Source organism: Anaerotruncus colihominis (genome assembly GCF_010206195.1).
Lineage (GTDB): Bacteria > Bacillota > Clostridia > Oscillospirales > Ruminococcaceae > Anaerotruncus > Anaerotruncus colihominis_A.
Genome location: NZ_VIQT01000016.1, coordinates 75686 through 88941, shown reverse-complemented (window position 1 = coordinate 88941; position 13256 = coordinate 75686). Strand labels below are relative to the sequence as shown.

Annotated in this window: 19 protein-coding genes; 18 read left to right on the top strand and 1 reads right to left on the bottom strand. The window is 54.9% G+C overall.

Translation table 11 applies throughout. From position 1 onward, the window contains the following. Positions 1–57: 57 nt before the first annotated feature. The 18 genes from FMM72_RS11515 (at position 58) to FMM72_RS11430 (ending at position 12654) form a co-directional block, all read left to right on the top strand. Positions 58–273: a Maff2 family mobile element protein gene (locus FMM72_RS11515; RefSeq protein ID WP_016306504.1), complete on the top strand. Its 216-nt coding sequence runs from the start codon at positions 58–60 to the stop codon at positions 271–273. Between the two features lie 41 nt (positions 274–314). Beyond that, entirely contained in the window at positions 315–1181 is an 867-nt protein-coding gene (locus tag FMM72_RS11510) for a VirB6/TrbL-like conjugal transfer protein, CD1112 family (protein ID WP_162221509.1), read from the top strand. A 43-nt stretch (positions 1182–1224) separates the two neighbouring features. Continuing rightward, on the top strand, positions 1225–1647 hold the full coding sequence (locus FMM72_RS11505) for a septation protein SpoVG family protein (RefSeq protein WP_243157796.1): 423 nt from the start codon (positions 1225–1227) through the stop codon (positions 1645–1647). Between the two features lie 42 nt (positions 1648–1689). Beyond that, positions 1690–2310: a DUF7007 domain-containing protein gene (locus FMM72_RS11500; RefSeq protein WP_373925758.1), complete on the top strand. Its 621-nt coding sequence runs from the start codon at positions 1690–1692 to the stop codon at positions 2308–2310. A gap of 44 nt (positions 2311–2354) precedes the next feature. After that, a complete protein-coding gene (locus FMM72_RS11495) occupies positions 2355–2741 on the top strand; it encodes a PrgI family protein (protein ID WP_021419855.1) in 387 nt (128 codons plus the stop codon). After that, positions 2659–5088: a VirB4-like conjugal transfer ATPase, CD1110 family gene (locus FMM72_RS11490; RefSeq protein WP_373925757.1), complete on the top strand. Its 2430-nt coding sequence runs from the start codon at positions 2659–2661 to the stop codon at positions 5086–5088. The genes FMM72_RS11495 and FMM72_RS11490 overlap by 83 nt, the downstream gene beginning before the upstream one ends. Before the next feature lie 279 nt (positions 5089–5367). Next, complete coding sequence (locus FMM72_RS11485; RefSeq protein WP_162221506.1) at positions 5368–7035, top strand: C40 family peptidase; 1668 nt, start codon at positions 5368–5370, stop codon at positions 7033–7035. Positions 7036–7057: 22 nt separating this feature from the next. Then, positions 7058–7324: a DUF4315 family protein gene (locus FMM72_RS11480; protein ID WP_118595621.1), complete on the top strand. Its 267-nt coding sequence runs from the start codon at positions 7058–7060 to the stop codon at positions 7322–7324. Beyond that, the gene (locus FMM72_RS11475; protein ID WP_162221505.1) at positions 7311–7985 is read left to right on the top strand and encodes a DUF4366 domain-containing protein; all 675 of its coding nucleotides are present in this window, start codon (positions 7311–7313) and stop codon (positions 7983–7985) included. The genes FMM72_RS11480 and FMM72_RS11475 overlap by 14 nt, the downstream gene beginning before the upstream one ends. Then, the gene (locus tag FMM72_RS11470; RefSeq protein WP_036744833.1) at positions 7982–8173 is read left to right on the top strand and encodes a hypothetical protein; all 192 of its coding nucleotides are present in this window, start codon (positions 7982–7984) and stop codon (positions 8171–8173) included. Before FMM72_RS11475 ends, FMM72_RS11470 begins: the two co-directional genes overlap by 4 nt. Next, a complete protein-coding gene (locus FMM72_RS11465; RefSeq protein ID WP_162221504.1) occupies positions 8174–8575 on the top strand; it encodes a cysteine-rich VLP domain-containing protein in 402 nt (133 codons plus the stop codon). It abuts the gene before it with no gap. Between the two features lie 132 nt (positions 8576–8707). Further along, positions 8708–9298: a hypothetical protein gene (locus tag FMM72_RS11460; protein ID WP_243157795.1), complete on the top strand. Its 591-nt coding sequence runs from the start codon at positions 8708–8710 to the stop codon at positions 9296–9298. Between the two features lie 12 nt (positions 9299–9310). Continuing rightward, complete coding sequence (locus FMM72_RS11455) at positions 9311–9493, top strand: DUF4316 domain-containing protein (RefSeq protein WP_003500078.1); 183 nt, start codon at positions 9311–9313, stop codon at positions 9491–9493. Then, complete coding sequence (locus FMM72_RS11450) at positions 9493–9834, top strand: plasmid mobilization protein (protein WP_162221502.1); 342 nt, start codon at positions 9493–9495, stop codon at positions 9832–9834. Before FMM72_RS11455 ends, FMM72_RS11450 begins: the two co-directional genes overlap by 1 nt. 160 nt (positions 9835–9994) lie before the next feature. Further along, positions 9995–10333 (top strand): hypothetical protein, encoded by a 339-nt coding sequence (locus tag FMM72_RS11445; RefSeq protein WP_162221501.1) that lies wholly within the window; start codon positions 9995–9997, stop codon positions 10331–10333. A 3-nt stretch (positions 10334–10336) separates the two neighbouring features. After that, entirely contained in the window at positions 10337–10705 is a 369-nt protein-coding gene (gene vapD / locus FMM72_RS11440; RefSeq protein WP_016306491.1) for a VapD family protein, read from the top strand. A 163-nt stretch (positions 10706–10868) separates the two neighbouring features. Beyond that, positions 10869–11159, top strand: a complete 291-nt coding sequence (locus tag FMM72_RS11435) for a CD1845 family protein (RefSeq protein ID WP_162221500.1) — start codon at positions 10869–10871, stop codon at positions 11157–11159. Between the two features lie 79 nt (positions 11160–11238). Next, the gene (locus FMM72_RS11430; RefSeq protein ID WP_162221499.1) at positions 11239–12654 is read left to right on the top strand and encodes a relaxase/mobilization nuclease domain-containing protein; all 1416 of its coding nucleotides are present in this window, start codon (positions 11239–11241) and stop codon (positions 12652–12654) included. A 168-nt stretch (positions 12655–12822) separates the two neighbouring features. Here FMM72_RS11430 and FMM72_RS11425 read toward each other — a convergent pair whose 3' ends face one another. Next, positions 12823–13188: a helix-turn-helix transcriptional regulator gene (locus FMM72_RS11425; RefSeq protein WP_180322920.1), complete on the bottom strand. Its 366-nt coding sequence runs from the start codon at positions 13186–13188 to the stop codon at positions 12823–12825. Positions 13189–13256: the final 68 nt, after the last annotated feature.

Sequence of the window (13256 nt, the reverse complement as noted above, 5' to 3'; positions counted from 1 at the left end):
TGTGGGCGGCTTTTTTTGTACCCAAAACCATCAAACAAACAAAATGGAGGAACATATATGGAATTTTTCAATCAGGCAATCGACATTCTCAAAATTCTGGTCATGGCTCTTGGCGCCGGTCTGGCGGTATGGGGCGTCATCAACCTTCTGGAAGGTTACGGGTCGGACAACCCTGCGGCAAAATCACAGGGCATTAAGCAGCTCATGGCAGGCGGCGGTGTCGTCCTGATCGGCCTTCAGCTTATCCCTCTGCTGTCCGGTCTGTTCAGCTAAGTGTCACCCGTTGTCCCTTTTTCCAGAAAAGGAGCTGATGTATGGACTTTATCATCGACGCAATCGTTGAATGGCTGAAAGGTCTGCTCGTCGATGGTATCATGGGAAATCTGGACGGCCTTTTCGATAACGTCAATCAGAGCGTTGGCGAGATCGCCACACAGGTAGGCACGACCCCGGCGGACTGGAACGCCGGGGTCTTTTCCATGATACGACAGATCTCTGAAACTGCCATTCTGCCAATCGCCGGGGTCATCCTCACTTTTGTAATGACTTATGAGCTGATACAGATGCTTATAGAACGCAACAACCTCCATGAAGTTGACACATGGATGTTTTTTAAGTGGGTGTTCAAAACCTTTGTGGCTGTGATGATCCTGACGAATACCTTCAATATTGTGCTGGCGGTCTTTGATGTGAGCCAGCATGTGATACAGCAGTCAGCGGGCATTATCCAGAACGGGACAGAGATCACGCCGGATGTGCTGGACAGTCTGCGGACAGAACTTGAGGTGATGGAGTTAGGCCCTCTGTTCGGGCTCTGGCTACAATCCTTCCTGATCCAGCTTACCATGATTGCCCTTAATATCGTGATCTTCGTCATCGTATATGGCCGTATGATTGAAATTTATTTACTCACAAGTTTAGCGCCTATCCCGTTTGCCACCGTCCCCAACCAGGAAACCGGACACATGGGGCAGAACTATTTCCGCTCCCTCTTTGCGGTGGGCTTTCAAGGCTTGCTCATTTTGGTCTGTGTCGCCATCTATGCGGTGCTGATCCAGAGTATCGCCACCGGCGGCGACCCCATCGGGGCGATCTGGGGCTGCGTGGGATATACGGTGCTGCTGTGTTTTACCTTATTCAAAACAGGCAGTCTTGCAAAATCCATCTTCGGCTGCCATTAAGAGACTTCGGGCCATGCTGACCCGAAGCGGAAAGGAGCAATCCATGCAGGAAAAAACTGCGGGCGGAACACCAGCCGCCCCTTTGAAACTGGATGTAAGCGTGCGGGTCATCGAACCTGTGAAAAATCTCATGGGCTTTGCCAGCGTGAAATTCAATGACTGCTTTGTGGTGGAAAATCTGAAAATCGTACAGGGCAGCAAGGGCCTCTTTCTTGGGATGCCCAGCCAGCCGGACGGCAAAGGCGGCTACCGGGATATGGCCTACCCTGTCACAAAGGAGTTCCGGGAACAGCTCAACACCGCTGTTCTGCAAGCCTATGAGGCAAAGCTGGAACAGATGGCGGAGCGCGGCTCTGTGGGGCGTGCGTCCATCAGCGACCAGCTCAAAGCCGGGAAAGCGGCTGCCGAACAGGCAAAGGCGGAACGGTCTCCGAAGGAAAAGCCCAGCCGCAGCGCAGAGCGTTGACCTCGGGCCATGCTGGCCCGAAGCAGAAAGGAGGCGGGAACCATGCCACGCAAACGGACGGGCTATGACGCGGCCTGCTATTACGACGGAAAACTGCTGGGCCGCTGTACCAAAGCGGATAGCGACGCCTATACCCTGTTGATGAACGCCTGTGGTGGGGACGCCGCCCGGGTCCTGCGGGAATATGCCTATTTTTCCCCGGAACTTCGCGCCATATTGGAAAAGGCGGCGCTCATGCAGGCGGACCGGAACCGGACGGGCGGAATGTTCCATGCGCCGAAAAGTTCCCCGTGGGGTGAGGTGCAGAGCTGTGAAACCCTCTGTCCAGGGGTGTTTCTGGTATCTACCGCCAGCCACGGCGGAACGATGGTGGCAAACGAGGTAGCCGCCGTCCTCTCCCCAGCGGCCAAAAAATGCGGCTTCAAGGATAAGGGCTATATCTGCTATGAGGAGGACGCGCAGGAAAGCGTAGTGCTCCGGGAGCTGCTGGATAAAAAGCTGAGGAACATCCCTGACCGCATTAAGGACAAAGAGCAGTTTGAAGAAAACCTCAACCAGTCCATCCGGCAGTATAACCCTGAATACTGGCGGGCAAGGCAGAGCGGACGCAAGGCCGCCGAAGCCGCCCGCAGTACAGCCCCGGCCAAAGAGGCCGCAAGATAACCTCGGGCCATGCTGGCCCGAAGCAGTAAAGGAGGTGTACCCAAATGGCCTATGTGCCAGTACCAAAAGACCTTTCCAAAATCAAGACAAAGCTGGCCTTCAATCTCACGAAGCGCCAGCTTATTTGTTTTTCCGGCGCGGCGGCGGTGGGCCTTCCGGCCTACCTGTTTTCTCGTGGCAGTATAGGAAACAGCGCCGCCATGTTCCTGATGATCGGCCTCATGCTCCCGTTCTTCTTTTTCGCCATGTATGAGCGGGACGGCCTGCCGCTGGAAAAGGTGCTGAAAAACATCATCCGCACCCGTTTCCTCTATCCCCGGGTGCGGCCTTACAAAACCGAAAACTTCTATGCGCTGCTTGGCGCCAGAAAGGAGGCGCAACCGATTGCGAAACAACAGAAGGGCCGGAAAGCCCGCAGGCAGAAAGCCTGAAAAGCAGGGCCTTACCGGTCTGTTCACAAAGGGAAAGAACATTCCCACCACCGCCCAGCAGACCCTCCCTTACCGGGAAATGTACCGGGATGGGGTGTGCCGGGTAGCGGACCGCTATTACACCAAAACCATTGAATACGAGGACATCAACTACCAGCTCGCACAGTCCGAAGATCAGGCGGCCATCTTTGACGGGTGGAGCGCCTGCCTCAACTACTTTGACAGCAGCCTTCCGTTCCAGCTTTCCTTCCTCAACCACCGGAGCCGCCCAGGCAGCCGGTACAGTGTGAACATCCCCATGCAGGATGACGATTACAACAGCGTCCGGTGTGAGTATGTGGAAATGCTGGAAAACCAGATCGCCAAAAGCAACAACGGCATTGTCCGCACAAAGCTCCTGACCTTCGGCGTGAACGTGGACGACCTTCCCACCGCCAGGGCAAGGCTGGAACGTGTAGAGGCGGACATTTGCGGGAACTTCAAAAAGCTGGGCGTCAAGTGCCGCTCCCTTTCGGGGCTGGAACGGCTGGAGCTTCTTCACGGGCAGCTCCACCCCGACAGCGGCTCCCCCTTCCGGTTTTCATGGGATATGATCCCCAAAACCGGGCTTTCCACCAAAGACTTTATCGCCCCGGACAGCTTCGACTTCCGTTTCAGCCGACTGTTCCGGGTGGGGACGACTTGGGGCGCTGCCTCCTACTTGCAGATTTTGGCCTCGGAGCTCTCGGACAAGCTGCTGGCGGAGCTTTTGGAAATGGATGCGGAAATGACCATCACCCTCCATATCCAAACCGTCGATCAGGCCGCCGCCGTAAAATCCATCAAGGCCAAAGTCTCCGACATTGACAAGATGAAGGTGGAGGAACAAAAGAAGGCAGCCCGGTCAGGGTACGACATGGACATACTTCCGCCCGACCTCGTAACATACAGCAACGACGCAAAGACCCTCTTGGAAGATTTACAGAGCCGGAATGAAAGAATGTTCCTGCTGACCTTCCTTGTGGTAAACATGGCCCCGACCCGCCGGGAGCTGGACAACGACCTGTTCACGGTGTCCGGTATCGTCCAGAAATACAACTGCACCTTGAAGCGGCTGGACTTCCAGCAGGAGGACGGTTTTCTTTCCAGCCTTCCGCTGGGCCATAACGGCATTGAGATCAAGCGCGGCATGACGACCAGCTCCACAGCCATTTTCGTTCCCTTTATGACGCAGGAGCTCCGCATGGATGGCGAAGCCGTCTATTACGGGCTTAATGCACTTTCCCATAATGTCATCATGGCAAACCGGAAAAAGCTCAAAAACCCCAACGGCCTGTTCCTCGGTGTGCCGGGCTCCGGTAAGTCCTTCGCCGCAAAGCGGGAGCTTGTGAACGTGTTCCTTGCCACCCGTGACCGGATCATTGTGGTTGACCCGATGGGCGAATATTCGCCCCTTATCAAGCGGCTGGGCGGACAGGTCATCGAGATCGCCCCGGACAGCCCCCACCACATCAACCCGATGGACATTGACCTGAGCTTTGACGAGGAAAACCCGATGGCGCTGAAAGCCGACTTTATCCTGTCGCTGATGGAGCTGATCGTCGGCGGCAAGGATGGCTTGCAGCCGGTGGAGCGTACCGTTATTGACCGCTGTGTGCGCCAGATGTACCGGGAACACTTGCAGGACCCGGAAACAAGCAAAATGCCGACCCTACAAACCCTGTATGACCTTCTCTGTTCCCAGCCGGAGGGCGAGGCGGTGCGGCTGGCAACGGCCCTTGAAATTTATGTGTCGGGTTCCCTTAACGTGTTCAACCATGAAACCAACGTGGACCTGAACCGCCGTCTGGTATGCCTTGACTTAAAAAAGCTGGGGGCCGGGCTTCGGACGATTGCCATGCTCATTATGCAGGACTTGGTAAACTCGCAGGTGTCTATGAATTTCCTGCGCGGTATCGCTACATGGTGCTACTTCGACGAATTTCATGTGCTGCTCCGTGACCGTCTGACAGCAAGCTATTGTGTGGCGATCTGGAAAATGCTGCGAAAAAAAGGGTGTGTTCCCAGTGCTTTAACGCAGAACGTGAAGGATTTTCTGGCAAGCCCGGAGATTGAGAACATCTTTGAAAACTCGGACTTCCTTGTGCTGCTCTCGCAGGCGCAGGGGGACCGGCAGATTTTAGCCAAACAGCTTGGGATCAGCCCCCACCAGCTTTCCTATGTGACCCATACCAATTCCGGCGAAGGGCTGCTGTTCTTCGGGAACACCACCATCCCGTTTGTTGACCGCTTCCCGCAGAACACGGAGCTGTACGCCATTATGACCACCCGCCCGGAGGACAAAAAACAGGAAATGAACCGGGCATAACACACTTCGGGCCATGATGGCCCGAGGTTTGGAAAGGAGGGATACATCATCGGAAAGAAACCGGACAAACGGAATTTTCAAAGGCCGGGGCCGACGGAGGATACCGGGGGCAATCGCCCCGGACCGGCTGAACGGGAAGGGCCTTCCCCCGCACCGTCCCGACGCCTGCGGTTTGAGGACGAGGATACCGGGCAGGACAGTCCTTCGGGCCACAATGGCCCGAAGTCCAAAAGCGGTAAGTTTCAAGAGGACAGCCGGAAAAGCCGTCCCTCTGACCGCATGAGGCAGGAGGATGAAGCGGGCGGGCCGCAGGATACCGGCAAGGCACAGGAGCCGGAGGGCTCCGCCGAGAAGGCCGGGAGCAAAAAGGACAAGTACCAGAAAGCACAGGCAAAAGCGGAACACGCCGGGGAAAAGCTGGGAAAGGCCCGGGAGAAACTGGACAAGACCGAGGCAAAACGGGCAGCGAAGAAGCCGCCGGGGCTTGCGAAGAAAGCTGTTCGGGGAGCCCGCACCGAAGCATGGTTTTATCTCCACAACAAAATCCACGAAGTTGAGCATAAAAATGTGGGTGTGGAAGGAGCCCATAAGTCGGAACTTGTGGCCGAGGCCGGAGCCCGGAAACTGACCCGGTATGCCAAACGGAGATACCGGGAGCACCAGGTCCGGAAGGTGGCAAAGTGGGAACGGAAGGACATAAAAGCCCGGGCCAATGTGGATTTTCAGAAAATGGCCTCCGAACACCCGGAGCTTGCCAGTAATCCGCTTTCCCGTGTGCAGCAGAAATGGAAACTGAAACGCCGGTATTCCAAAGAAGCAAAGGCGGCTGCAAAACAGGGCGCAAAGGCCGCAAAGAAAACCGCTGCCGCTTCGGGAACTGCGACCCGGCGGGCGGCGCAGTTTGTGACCCGTCATCCCGTGGCGGTGCTGGTCCTGCTCCTGCTGTTGCTGCTCTGTTTTCTTGTGTCAGCGGTGAGTTCCATTTTCCCCACGCTTGGCAGCGGCCTCGCCAATGCGTTATCCGGCACCTCCTACGCCTCGGAGGATACGGACCTGCTGGGGGTGGACGAGGACTACACAGCGCTGGAAACCGAGCTGGCGCAGACGGTAGCGAACATCGAAAGCACCCATCCCGGCTATGACGAGTACCGCTATTCCGTGGACGAGATCGGCCATAACCCCTATGAGCTGGCGTCCTATCTCTCGGCAAAGTACCATGTATATTTCCGTGAACAGGTGCAGGACGAGCTGCGGGAGATTTTCGAGGCACAGTATGAACTGACCTTGACGGAGGAAGTCGAGATACGCTACCGCACCGAAACCAGTACCGACCCGGAGACCGGGGAAACCACCACCGAGGAAGTCCCCTATGAGTATTACATTCTCAATGTGACCCTCACAAACAAAACGCTGCCCGCCGTGATCCTGCCGAGGCTTAACGAACAGCAGCAGGAAATCTACACCGTTATGCAGCAGCTCAAAGGCAACAAACCCTATCTGTGGGAAGGGATTTACAACGGCGGCGAAGATACCGGCCCCAGCTATGAGATACCCGGCGAGGCGCTGGATGACCCGGCTTTTGCGGCGCTCATGGAAGAAGCCACAAAGTACATCGGCTGGCCCTATGTATGGGGCGGCTCCAGCCCGTCCACCTCCTTTGACTGTTCGGGCTTTGTCTGCTGGGTGTACACGGCCAGCGGCGTCCACAACCTGCCCCGTACCACGGCGCAGGGCATTTACAACCAGTGTGCTATCATTTCTCCCTCCGAGGCAAAGCCCGGCGACATTATCTTTTTCACGGGAACCTATGACAGCCCCGGCCCTGTGTCCCATGTGGGGATTTATGTGGGCGACGGGATGATGCTTCATTGTGGTTCGCCCATCCAATACGCAAACATCAATTCAAGCTACTGGCAGACACACTTCTATGCCTTCGGGCGTTTGTGAGCCAGAGGAAAGGAGTCCTTGCATGAACAAGATCGACAAGCTCGATAAGGAACTGGAAAAAGCCCGGGAGAAGGCTGCCGAATGGCAGGCCAAAATCCGGGAGCTGGAAAAGCAGAAACAGGAGGAAGAAAACAGCCAGATCGTACAGGCGGTGCGTTCTCTCAAACTGACCCCCGCCGAGCTGATGGCCTTTCTGAACGACCCCAAAAACAGCCTTACAGCTTCGGGCCATACTGACCCGAAGCCGGAGGCGCCCGAAAAGGAGGACACAGCCCATGAAGAAAATTAAATACCGCAGGCTGGCGGCGATGGCTGCCAGCCTTTTGTGTTGCCTGATCTTTACAGTCCCGGCTTATGCACAGAGCAGCGAGCCGCAGCCGGAGACAGCTCCCTCCCCGGCAGAAACCGAAGCGGAGCCGGAAACCCAGAACCCCTTTACCCCGGACGGGACGGGAACCGTGGTGGACAACGCCACCGACGAGGATGGAAAGGAGTTCTACACCATCACCACCGCAGACGAGAGCGTGTTTTATCTGGTGATTGACAAACAGAAAACCAGCGAGAACGTCTATTTCCTCAATACCGTTACCACAGACGACCTTCTTCCTCTTGCCGAACAGGGTAAGGAACCGCCCAAAGAAGTGACCCCTGAGCCAGAGCCAAAGCCCACCGAACCCGTGGAGGAAGTGACCGAGCCGGAACCCGAACCCGAGGCCAAAAAAACAGACAGCCCACTTCTTTCGCTGCTCCTGATCGGGGCGGTGGTGCTGATCGGCGGCGGTGTCGGTTATTACTTCAAGATTTACAAGCCGAAGCACGAAGCGCCGGACCTGGAGGACGACTACTGCGAATATGAGGACGAAGGGCCGGAGGAAATCGCAGAGGAACCCGAGGACGAGGATACCCCTCCGTGGGACGAAGACACGGAAGAACAGGAGGCCCGCCAGTGAATTTTACCAACAGCCCCTTTGAGCGAATGATGAAGGAAGTGCCGTGGCCGGGCCGGGGCAGTGACGACCCTTGTACCGGATGCCGCTACTACAAGGAGTGCAAAGGCAGGAAAAAACAGTGCCGGAAGAAATTCCGGGCGCTGATCGTGGAGCCTCGCCCTTCGGGCCATCGTGGCCCGAAGTCCTGAATGGACGCCCGGGAGCTGACCCGTGACGAGAAGAAGAAAATCCGTTCCCTTGTCACGGGGATGTGCGCCAACTATGACCGGGAAACGGGCCTGTGCCTGCCGCTGGACTATGCCTGCTATATGCTGCACAAATGCTGGACAGGGGCATACTGCCGCTATTTCCAGGAGGCCGTCTTGCCTCTCGACCCGGAGCTTCTTGCGGCGCTGACCGTGGAAGGTATTTCCCCGGAGTTTCGGGCCTGTGCGGTCTGCGGGCGGGCATTTTTACCGGAAGGCCGTCAAGCCTATTGTTCCGACGCCTGTAAGACCGAAGGAAACCGCCGGAAAAGCCGGGAACGTATGAGGAAAATGCGGGAGAAAAGGCCGGGCGGCGGTTACGATTTGCCGCCTCCAAAGGCTTGATATTCCGGGCTTTTTTGAGGGTGTTTCCGGGGCGGGAATACTGCAACCCATCCCGCCCCGGTTTACTCCCTTATTTCGTAACATACCACACTTCGGGCCATGTTGGCCCGAGGTACAGAAAGGAGGTATCTCTTGGAGATTGTACAAGGCTATGCCATTTTGAAAACAACCACTTTTGACAGCGGACACGGCTTTGCGCTGGGGCATAATCCGGGAGCGCCGAGCCCCTTTGTGACCTGGCAGTTTACCGAGGGGGAAAACGGCCATCGGGATTACTACTGGGGCCGCTATGGAACCAGTCAGGCGTGGGCGCAGAGGGACTTTGACCGCCGGGTGGACGACTATCAGCAGCTTTACCATGCGGCGGTCAAGCATACCGAGCTGGGACCGGAGGGCGTTTACCGCTATTATTCCACCCAGCGGCCCGTGGACATAGGAACTTACCCGAAGCCGCCGGATAACCAGCCCCTTTCCATTGTCAACTACGACGATGACAGGCGGCGTCCTGTGGCAGACGGCAGGCTGATGGCATGGGGCGAACTGACCTATGCAAAGCCGCTGACCGAAAAGCAGATGGAGGATTATGAACTGAAACCAGCACCGGGCAATCCTGACCGGGTGCGTCCATCCATTACTGCCCGGCTCAAAGACGGAACCAAAGGGCAGGAACCCCCGAAGGAACCCGGCCAGAAGCGAAACCATAAAAACCATGAGGAACGATAAAGGAGAATCGCCATGCACGAAAAAGACAACTATCTGAAAACCGCCGAGCTCTCCACAGAGCAGAACTGCAACATGATCGACGGCGTACCCAACAACACGCCCATCCCGCCCACGCCCCCGGAGTTGGACGCAAAACCGCTGGATAAGGTAAAGGAGCCCAAAGAACGCCGGAAAGGCCGGGAGCTGGAACGCTGATGGAGAACCGCAAGCGGAATGTCCATCTGCACGTCATGGTAACGCCGGACGAGCTGGCAGCCATCCATGAACGGATGGCTGAGGCGGGCATTTCCAACACCGGGGCTTATGTACGGAAAATGGCTCTGAATGGGTATATCCTGCACATCGACCTTGCGCCCGTAAAAGAGCTGATCTCTCTGCAACGGCGCTGTTCTAACAATCTCAATCAGGTTGCCATACACGCACATACCTATGGCGTGTACCCGGAGGAAATCGACGGATTGAAGCGGGACTATGAAAAGCTGTGGGGCGAGGTGTCAAAAGTGCTGCGGGAGCTCTCCGAGCTGGTGGCAAAGTAAGACGAGGGCGGCAGGCTTCCGTTGCGGGGCTTGCCGCCCTGCTCTTTTTTTACCACTTCGGGCCAGCATGACCCGAAGCCCGTCATAAAAAATTCAGATTTTCAAGATTGTAGAACCAGCTCTATAATGATATAATAATTCAAGAAGGGAGGCTGATACCATGCTGAAAATGGTTATTCGCATGAATGATGATAAAATCACAGCCGAAAATAAGTACCGGCTGGATGGCATTTACAACACAATCAATCATACATTCCAAACCGTGGGCCTTCCCCGTATGGAGGATAGTTCCGGCGCTTTGGTATTCCGTGACTGCGGCAGAGCGAGGGATTTTAGTCTGTTCGGCCGGATCGTCAATACCTTGAAGCGGCAGACATGGTTCATGGATAATGTTTCTGTGTGGCGTCTTTGTGACAGTGACGATTCTGACAGTCCAGATGATTTCAATGAAGAAGATCTGTTGACCCACTATCAGGAAAAAACAGCAATGAGGGCTTGAGTTTTGGAGAGAAAATATTTCAAAGCCTTAAATTTTGATCTGGACACCCATCAATTAAAAGAGCATTACCCCGGAGCCAATTACCGACAGGCGTATGACGACTTGCGCCGGTTCTTCAAACGGCATCGTTTTTCTCACCGTCAAGGCTCCGGCTACATATCGGATGATAAGCTGGCAACTGCTGATATATACGATTTGATGGATGAATTAAGCAGACAGTTTCCGTGGATTGGAATATGCGTGAATAAAATTGATGTGACCAACGTGGGACGGCAGCACGATTTGACAGAGCTCTTGAAACCAGCAGAGGATATTGTTATCGACACTTCGCTGCTAACAGTTCCCGATTGCCCGCAGCAGGAAACAGAATAACAGAAATTCGGCAGGACATGAATGTGTCCTGCCGAATTTCTGTTTTCGGGCCATACTGGCCCGAAGGTTTGGGACAGGATTTACTAATCTTTCGCAACATTTATGTCCCCGGGCAGGCATGATAAAATAGGGGTAGGAAGGATAGATAAAGGAGGTTTTGAAGATGAAGATACTGCTGAAAATATTGGTTGCTCCCTTTGCTTTGGCGTTGTCCCTTCTGGCGGCTCTGCTGGTATTCCTGTTTGATATTTGTGCCGTCCTGCTGACGATTGCCTCTGTGATCCTGGCGGTGCTGGGTGTCGCTCTTTTTTTCACGCCGACGCCCATAGGCGGGATTGTATTTCTGTTTCTTGCCTTCCTTCTTTCGCCGTATGGACTGCAAGCGGCGGCGGGCTCCCTTCTTTGGGCGCTGGACGGAGGCAAATCCGCTCTGTACCGGTTTCCGGCAAGTTAAGCAGCCTCGGGCCATACTGGCCCGAAGTCGGGGCGGTCTGAATGGGTCGCCCTTTTCTCATGGAAAGGAGGGATGATTTTTGGCTACCACAACTTTGTTGCAGCGCCATGCGGGCGAAGGCGAAACGATTGCTGAGGCTATCCGGGATTGTCTGGACTATGGCAAGGACCCGGAGAAAACAGAAAGCGGAAAGTATATCTCCGCTTATGAATGTGATCCGGCCACCGTGGCGGACGAGTTCCTTTTGGCAAAAGCCAGCTATGCCGCTATGACGGGCCAGGAACAGAAAAAAGAAAATGATGTGCTGTGCTATCAGATACGACAATCCTTCTATCCGGGCGAGATCACCCCGAAGGAGGCGAACCGTATCGGCTATGAGCTGGCTATGCGCTGGACGAAGGGGCGGCACGCTTTTATCGTTACCACGCATACTGACAAGCAGCACATCCATTGTCACATTTATTACAACTCCACCACCCTTGACTGTACCCGGAAATTCCGAAACTTTTGGGGTTCCAGCTTTGCCCTCCGTCGGCTCTCTGACAGGCTGTGTCTTGAAAACGGGCTGTCCATTGTGGAGAACCCGAAGCCCCGGAGCAAGAGTAAGTATCGGAATTATGGAGAATGGCAGAAAGAACGAAAAGGGCCGCTTTCTTATCAGGACAGGCTGCGCCTTACCATTGATACTGTACTGGCGGAACGCCCCGCCGATCTGGATGAATTTCTTGTTCTGATGAAACGGGCCGGATATGAAGTCAAGAAGGTTCGGGGCGGCGGTATCAGTTTCCGGCTGACCGGGCAAGGGCAGGAACGCTTCACCCGTCTGCGTGCCTCCACGCTGGGGGACGGCTACGACTTGCAAGATGTTCTGGCCGCCATTGAGGGCAAAGAAAAACGCCCCGGGCACTCGGAGCGGAAAATCAGTCTGGCGGTGGATATTCAAGCGAAGCTGGCTGCCGGTAAGGGGCCGGGATATGAACGCTGGGCGAAGGTATTTAACATTAAGCAGATGGCTGCTGCCCTTGCTTATATACAGGACAATGGCCTGACCGATTATGAGCAGTTGGCGCAGAAGGCCACCGAGGCGGCAGACCGTTTCCATGCCATTTCCGAGCAGATCAAGCAGACAGAACAGGCCATGAAAACCAATGCCGGGCTAAAGGCCGCAACGGTTCAGTATGCCAAAACCCGTCCGGTCTTTGAGCAGTATAAGGCGACGAAGTACAGCCGGAAATTTCTTGCGGAGCATGAGGCCGACCTTGAACTGTACCGGGCTGCACAAGCGGAAATGCGCTCTCTGCTGGGCGGGGCAAAGCTCCCCAAAATGGATGTGCTGAAGGAAGAAGGCCGCAAGCTCACAGCAAGGAAAAAACAGCTCTATGGAGAATACCAAAAGGCACGACGGGATATGCAGGAGATTGTCACGATCAAGGCGAACATTGACACTCTGATGGGCTACACCGAGCCGGGCAGAAAGCATGAAAAGGAGCGTTGAGATTATGAAAACAAGGAGCAAAGCGACGCTGACACTTCGGGCCATGTTGGCCCGAAGATACGGGTTTGGGGCGAGCCCCAACAAGCCGCCTTTGTGCCACTTGTGGCCACAGAGGCATTGCTTGCCACTTAGCGGCAGCCCCTAAAATGGCGCAAAAAACAGAGGCCCTTATTCTGGAACCTCCGTTTCTCTGGCTTTCTTAATGCCTTCGGCTGTGGCTTCTATCACGACAAGCTCTTTTTCATTCATGGAGTTTAGAAGTACATCAATGTGCTTTCTGCAAGAGCTTGGCCTTGCCCCTCCGTCCGCATGAATAAACTGGTCAACTGAAACGTCAAACATAGTAATGAGTTTAACAAAAAGGTCGAAGCTGGGATACTGACCTTTGTTCTCAATATTCATAATGGTACGGGAGTCACGGTCTACTAATTCCGCAACATAGGCTTGTGTCCAGCCCTTTTCTTCTCTGGCTCTTTTGAGAGCCGCCCCGAGGCCGTGAAAGTCAAACCTTCTTTCATCTTGGTTCATTCTCATATCAATCTACATTTCGTGTTGGATTATGAGAATGTAATGAAATTTTACATAAAGTAGTATTTCATTTC

Excerpts from the sequence above, each read along its gene's own strand:
- FMM72_RS11515 (WP_016306504.1), top strand. The coding sequence starts at position 58 with ATGGAATTTTTCAATCAGGCAATCGACATTCTCAAAATTCTGGTCATG.
- FMM72_RS11510 (WP_162221509.1), top strand. The coding sequence starts at position 315 with ATGGACTTTATCATCGACGCAATCGTTGAATGGCTGAAAGGTCTGCTC.
- FMM72_RS11505 (WP_243157796.1), top strand. The coding sequence starts at position 1,225 with ATGCAGGAAAAAACTGCGGGCGGAACACCAGCCGCCCCTTTGAAACTG.
- FMM72_RS11500 (WP_373925758.1), top strand. The coding sequence starts at position 1,690 with ATGCCACGCAAACGGACGGGCTATGACGCGGCCTGCTATTACGACGGA.
- FMM72_RS11495 (WP_021419855.1), top strand. The coding sequence starts at position 2,355 with ATGGCCTATGTGCCAGTACCAAAAGACCTTTCCAAAATCAAGACAAAG.
- FMM72_RS11490 (WP_373925757.1), top strand. The coding sequence starts at position 2,659 with ATGCGCTGCTTGGCGCCAGAAAGGAGGCGCAACCGATTGCGAAACAAC.
- FMM72_RS11485 (WP_162221506.1), top strand. The coding sequence starts at position 5,368 with ATGAGGCAGGAGGATGAAGCGGGCGGGCCGCAGGATACCGGCAAGGCA.
- FMM72_RS11480 (WP_118595621.1), top strand. The coding sequence starts at position 7,058 with ATGAACAAGATCGACAAGCTCGATAAGGAACTGGAAAAAGCCCGGGAG.
- FMM72_RS11475 (WP_162221505.1), top strand. The coding sequence starts at position 7,311 with ATGAAGAAAATTAAATACCGCAGGCTGGCGGCGATGGCTGCCAGCCTT.
- FMM72_RS11465 (WP_162221504.1), top strand. The coding sequence starts at position 8,174 with ATGGACGCCCGGGAGCTGACCCGTGACGAGAAGAAGAAAATCCGTTCC.
- FMM72_RS11455 (WP_003500078.1), top strand. The coding sequence starts at position 9,311 with ATGCACGAAAAAGACAACTATCTGAAAACCGCCGAGCTCTCCACAGAG.
- FMM72_RS11450 (WP_162221502.1), top strand. The coding sequence starts at position 9,493 with ATGGAGAACCGCAAGCGGAATGTCCATCTGCACGTCATGGTAACGCCG.
- FMM72_RS11445 (WP_162221501.1), top strand. The coding sequence starts at position 9,995 with ATGCTGAAAATGGTTATTCGCATGAATGATGATAAAATCACAGCCGAA.
- FMM72_RS11435 (WP_162221500.1), top strand. The coding sequence starts at position 10,869 with ATGAAGATACTGCTGAAAATATTGGTTGCTCCCTTTGCTTTGGCGTTG.
- FMM72_RS11425 (WP_180322920.1), bottom strand. The coding sequence starts at position 13,188 with ATGAGAATGAACCAAGATGAAAGAAGGTTTGACTTTCACGGCCTCGGG.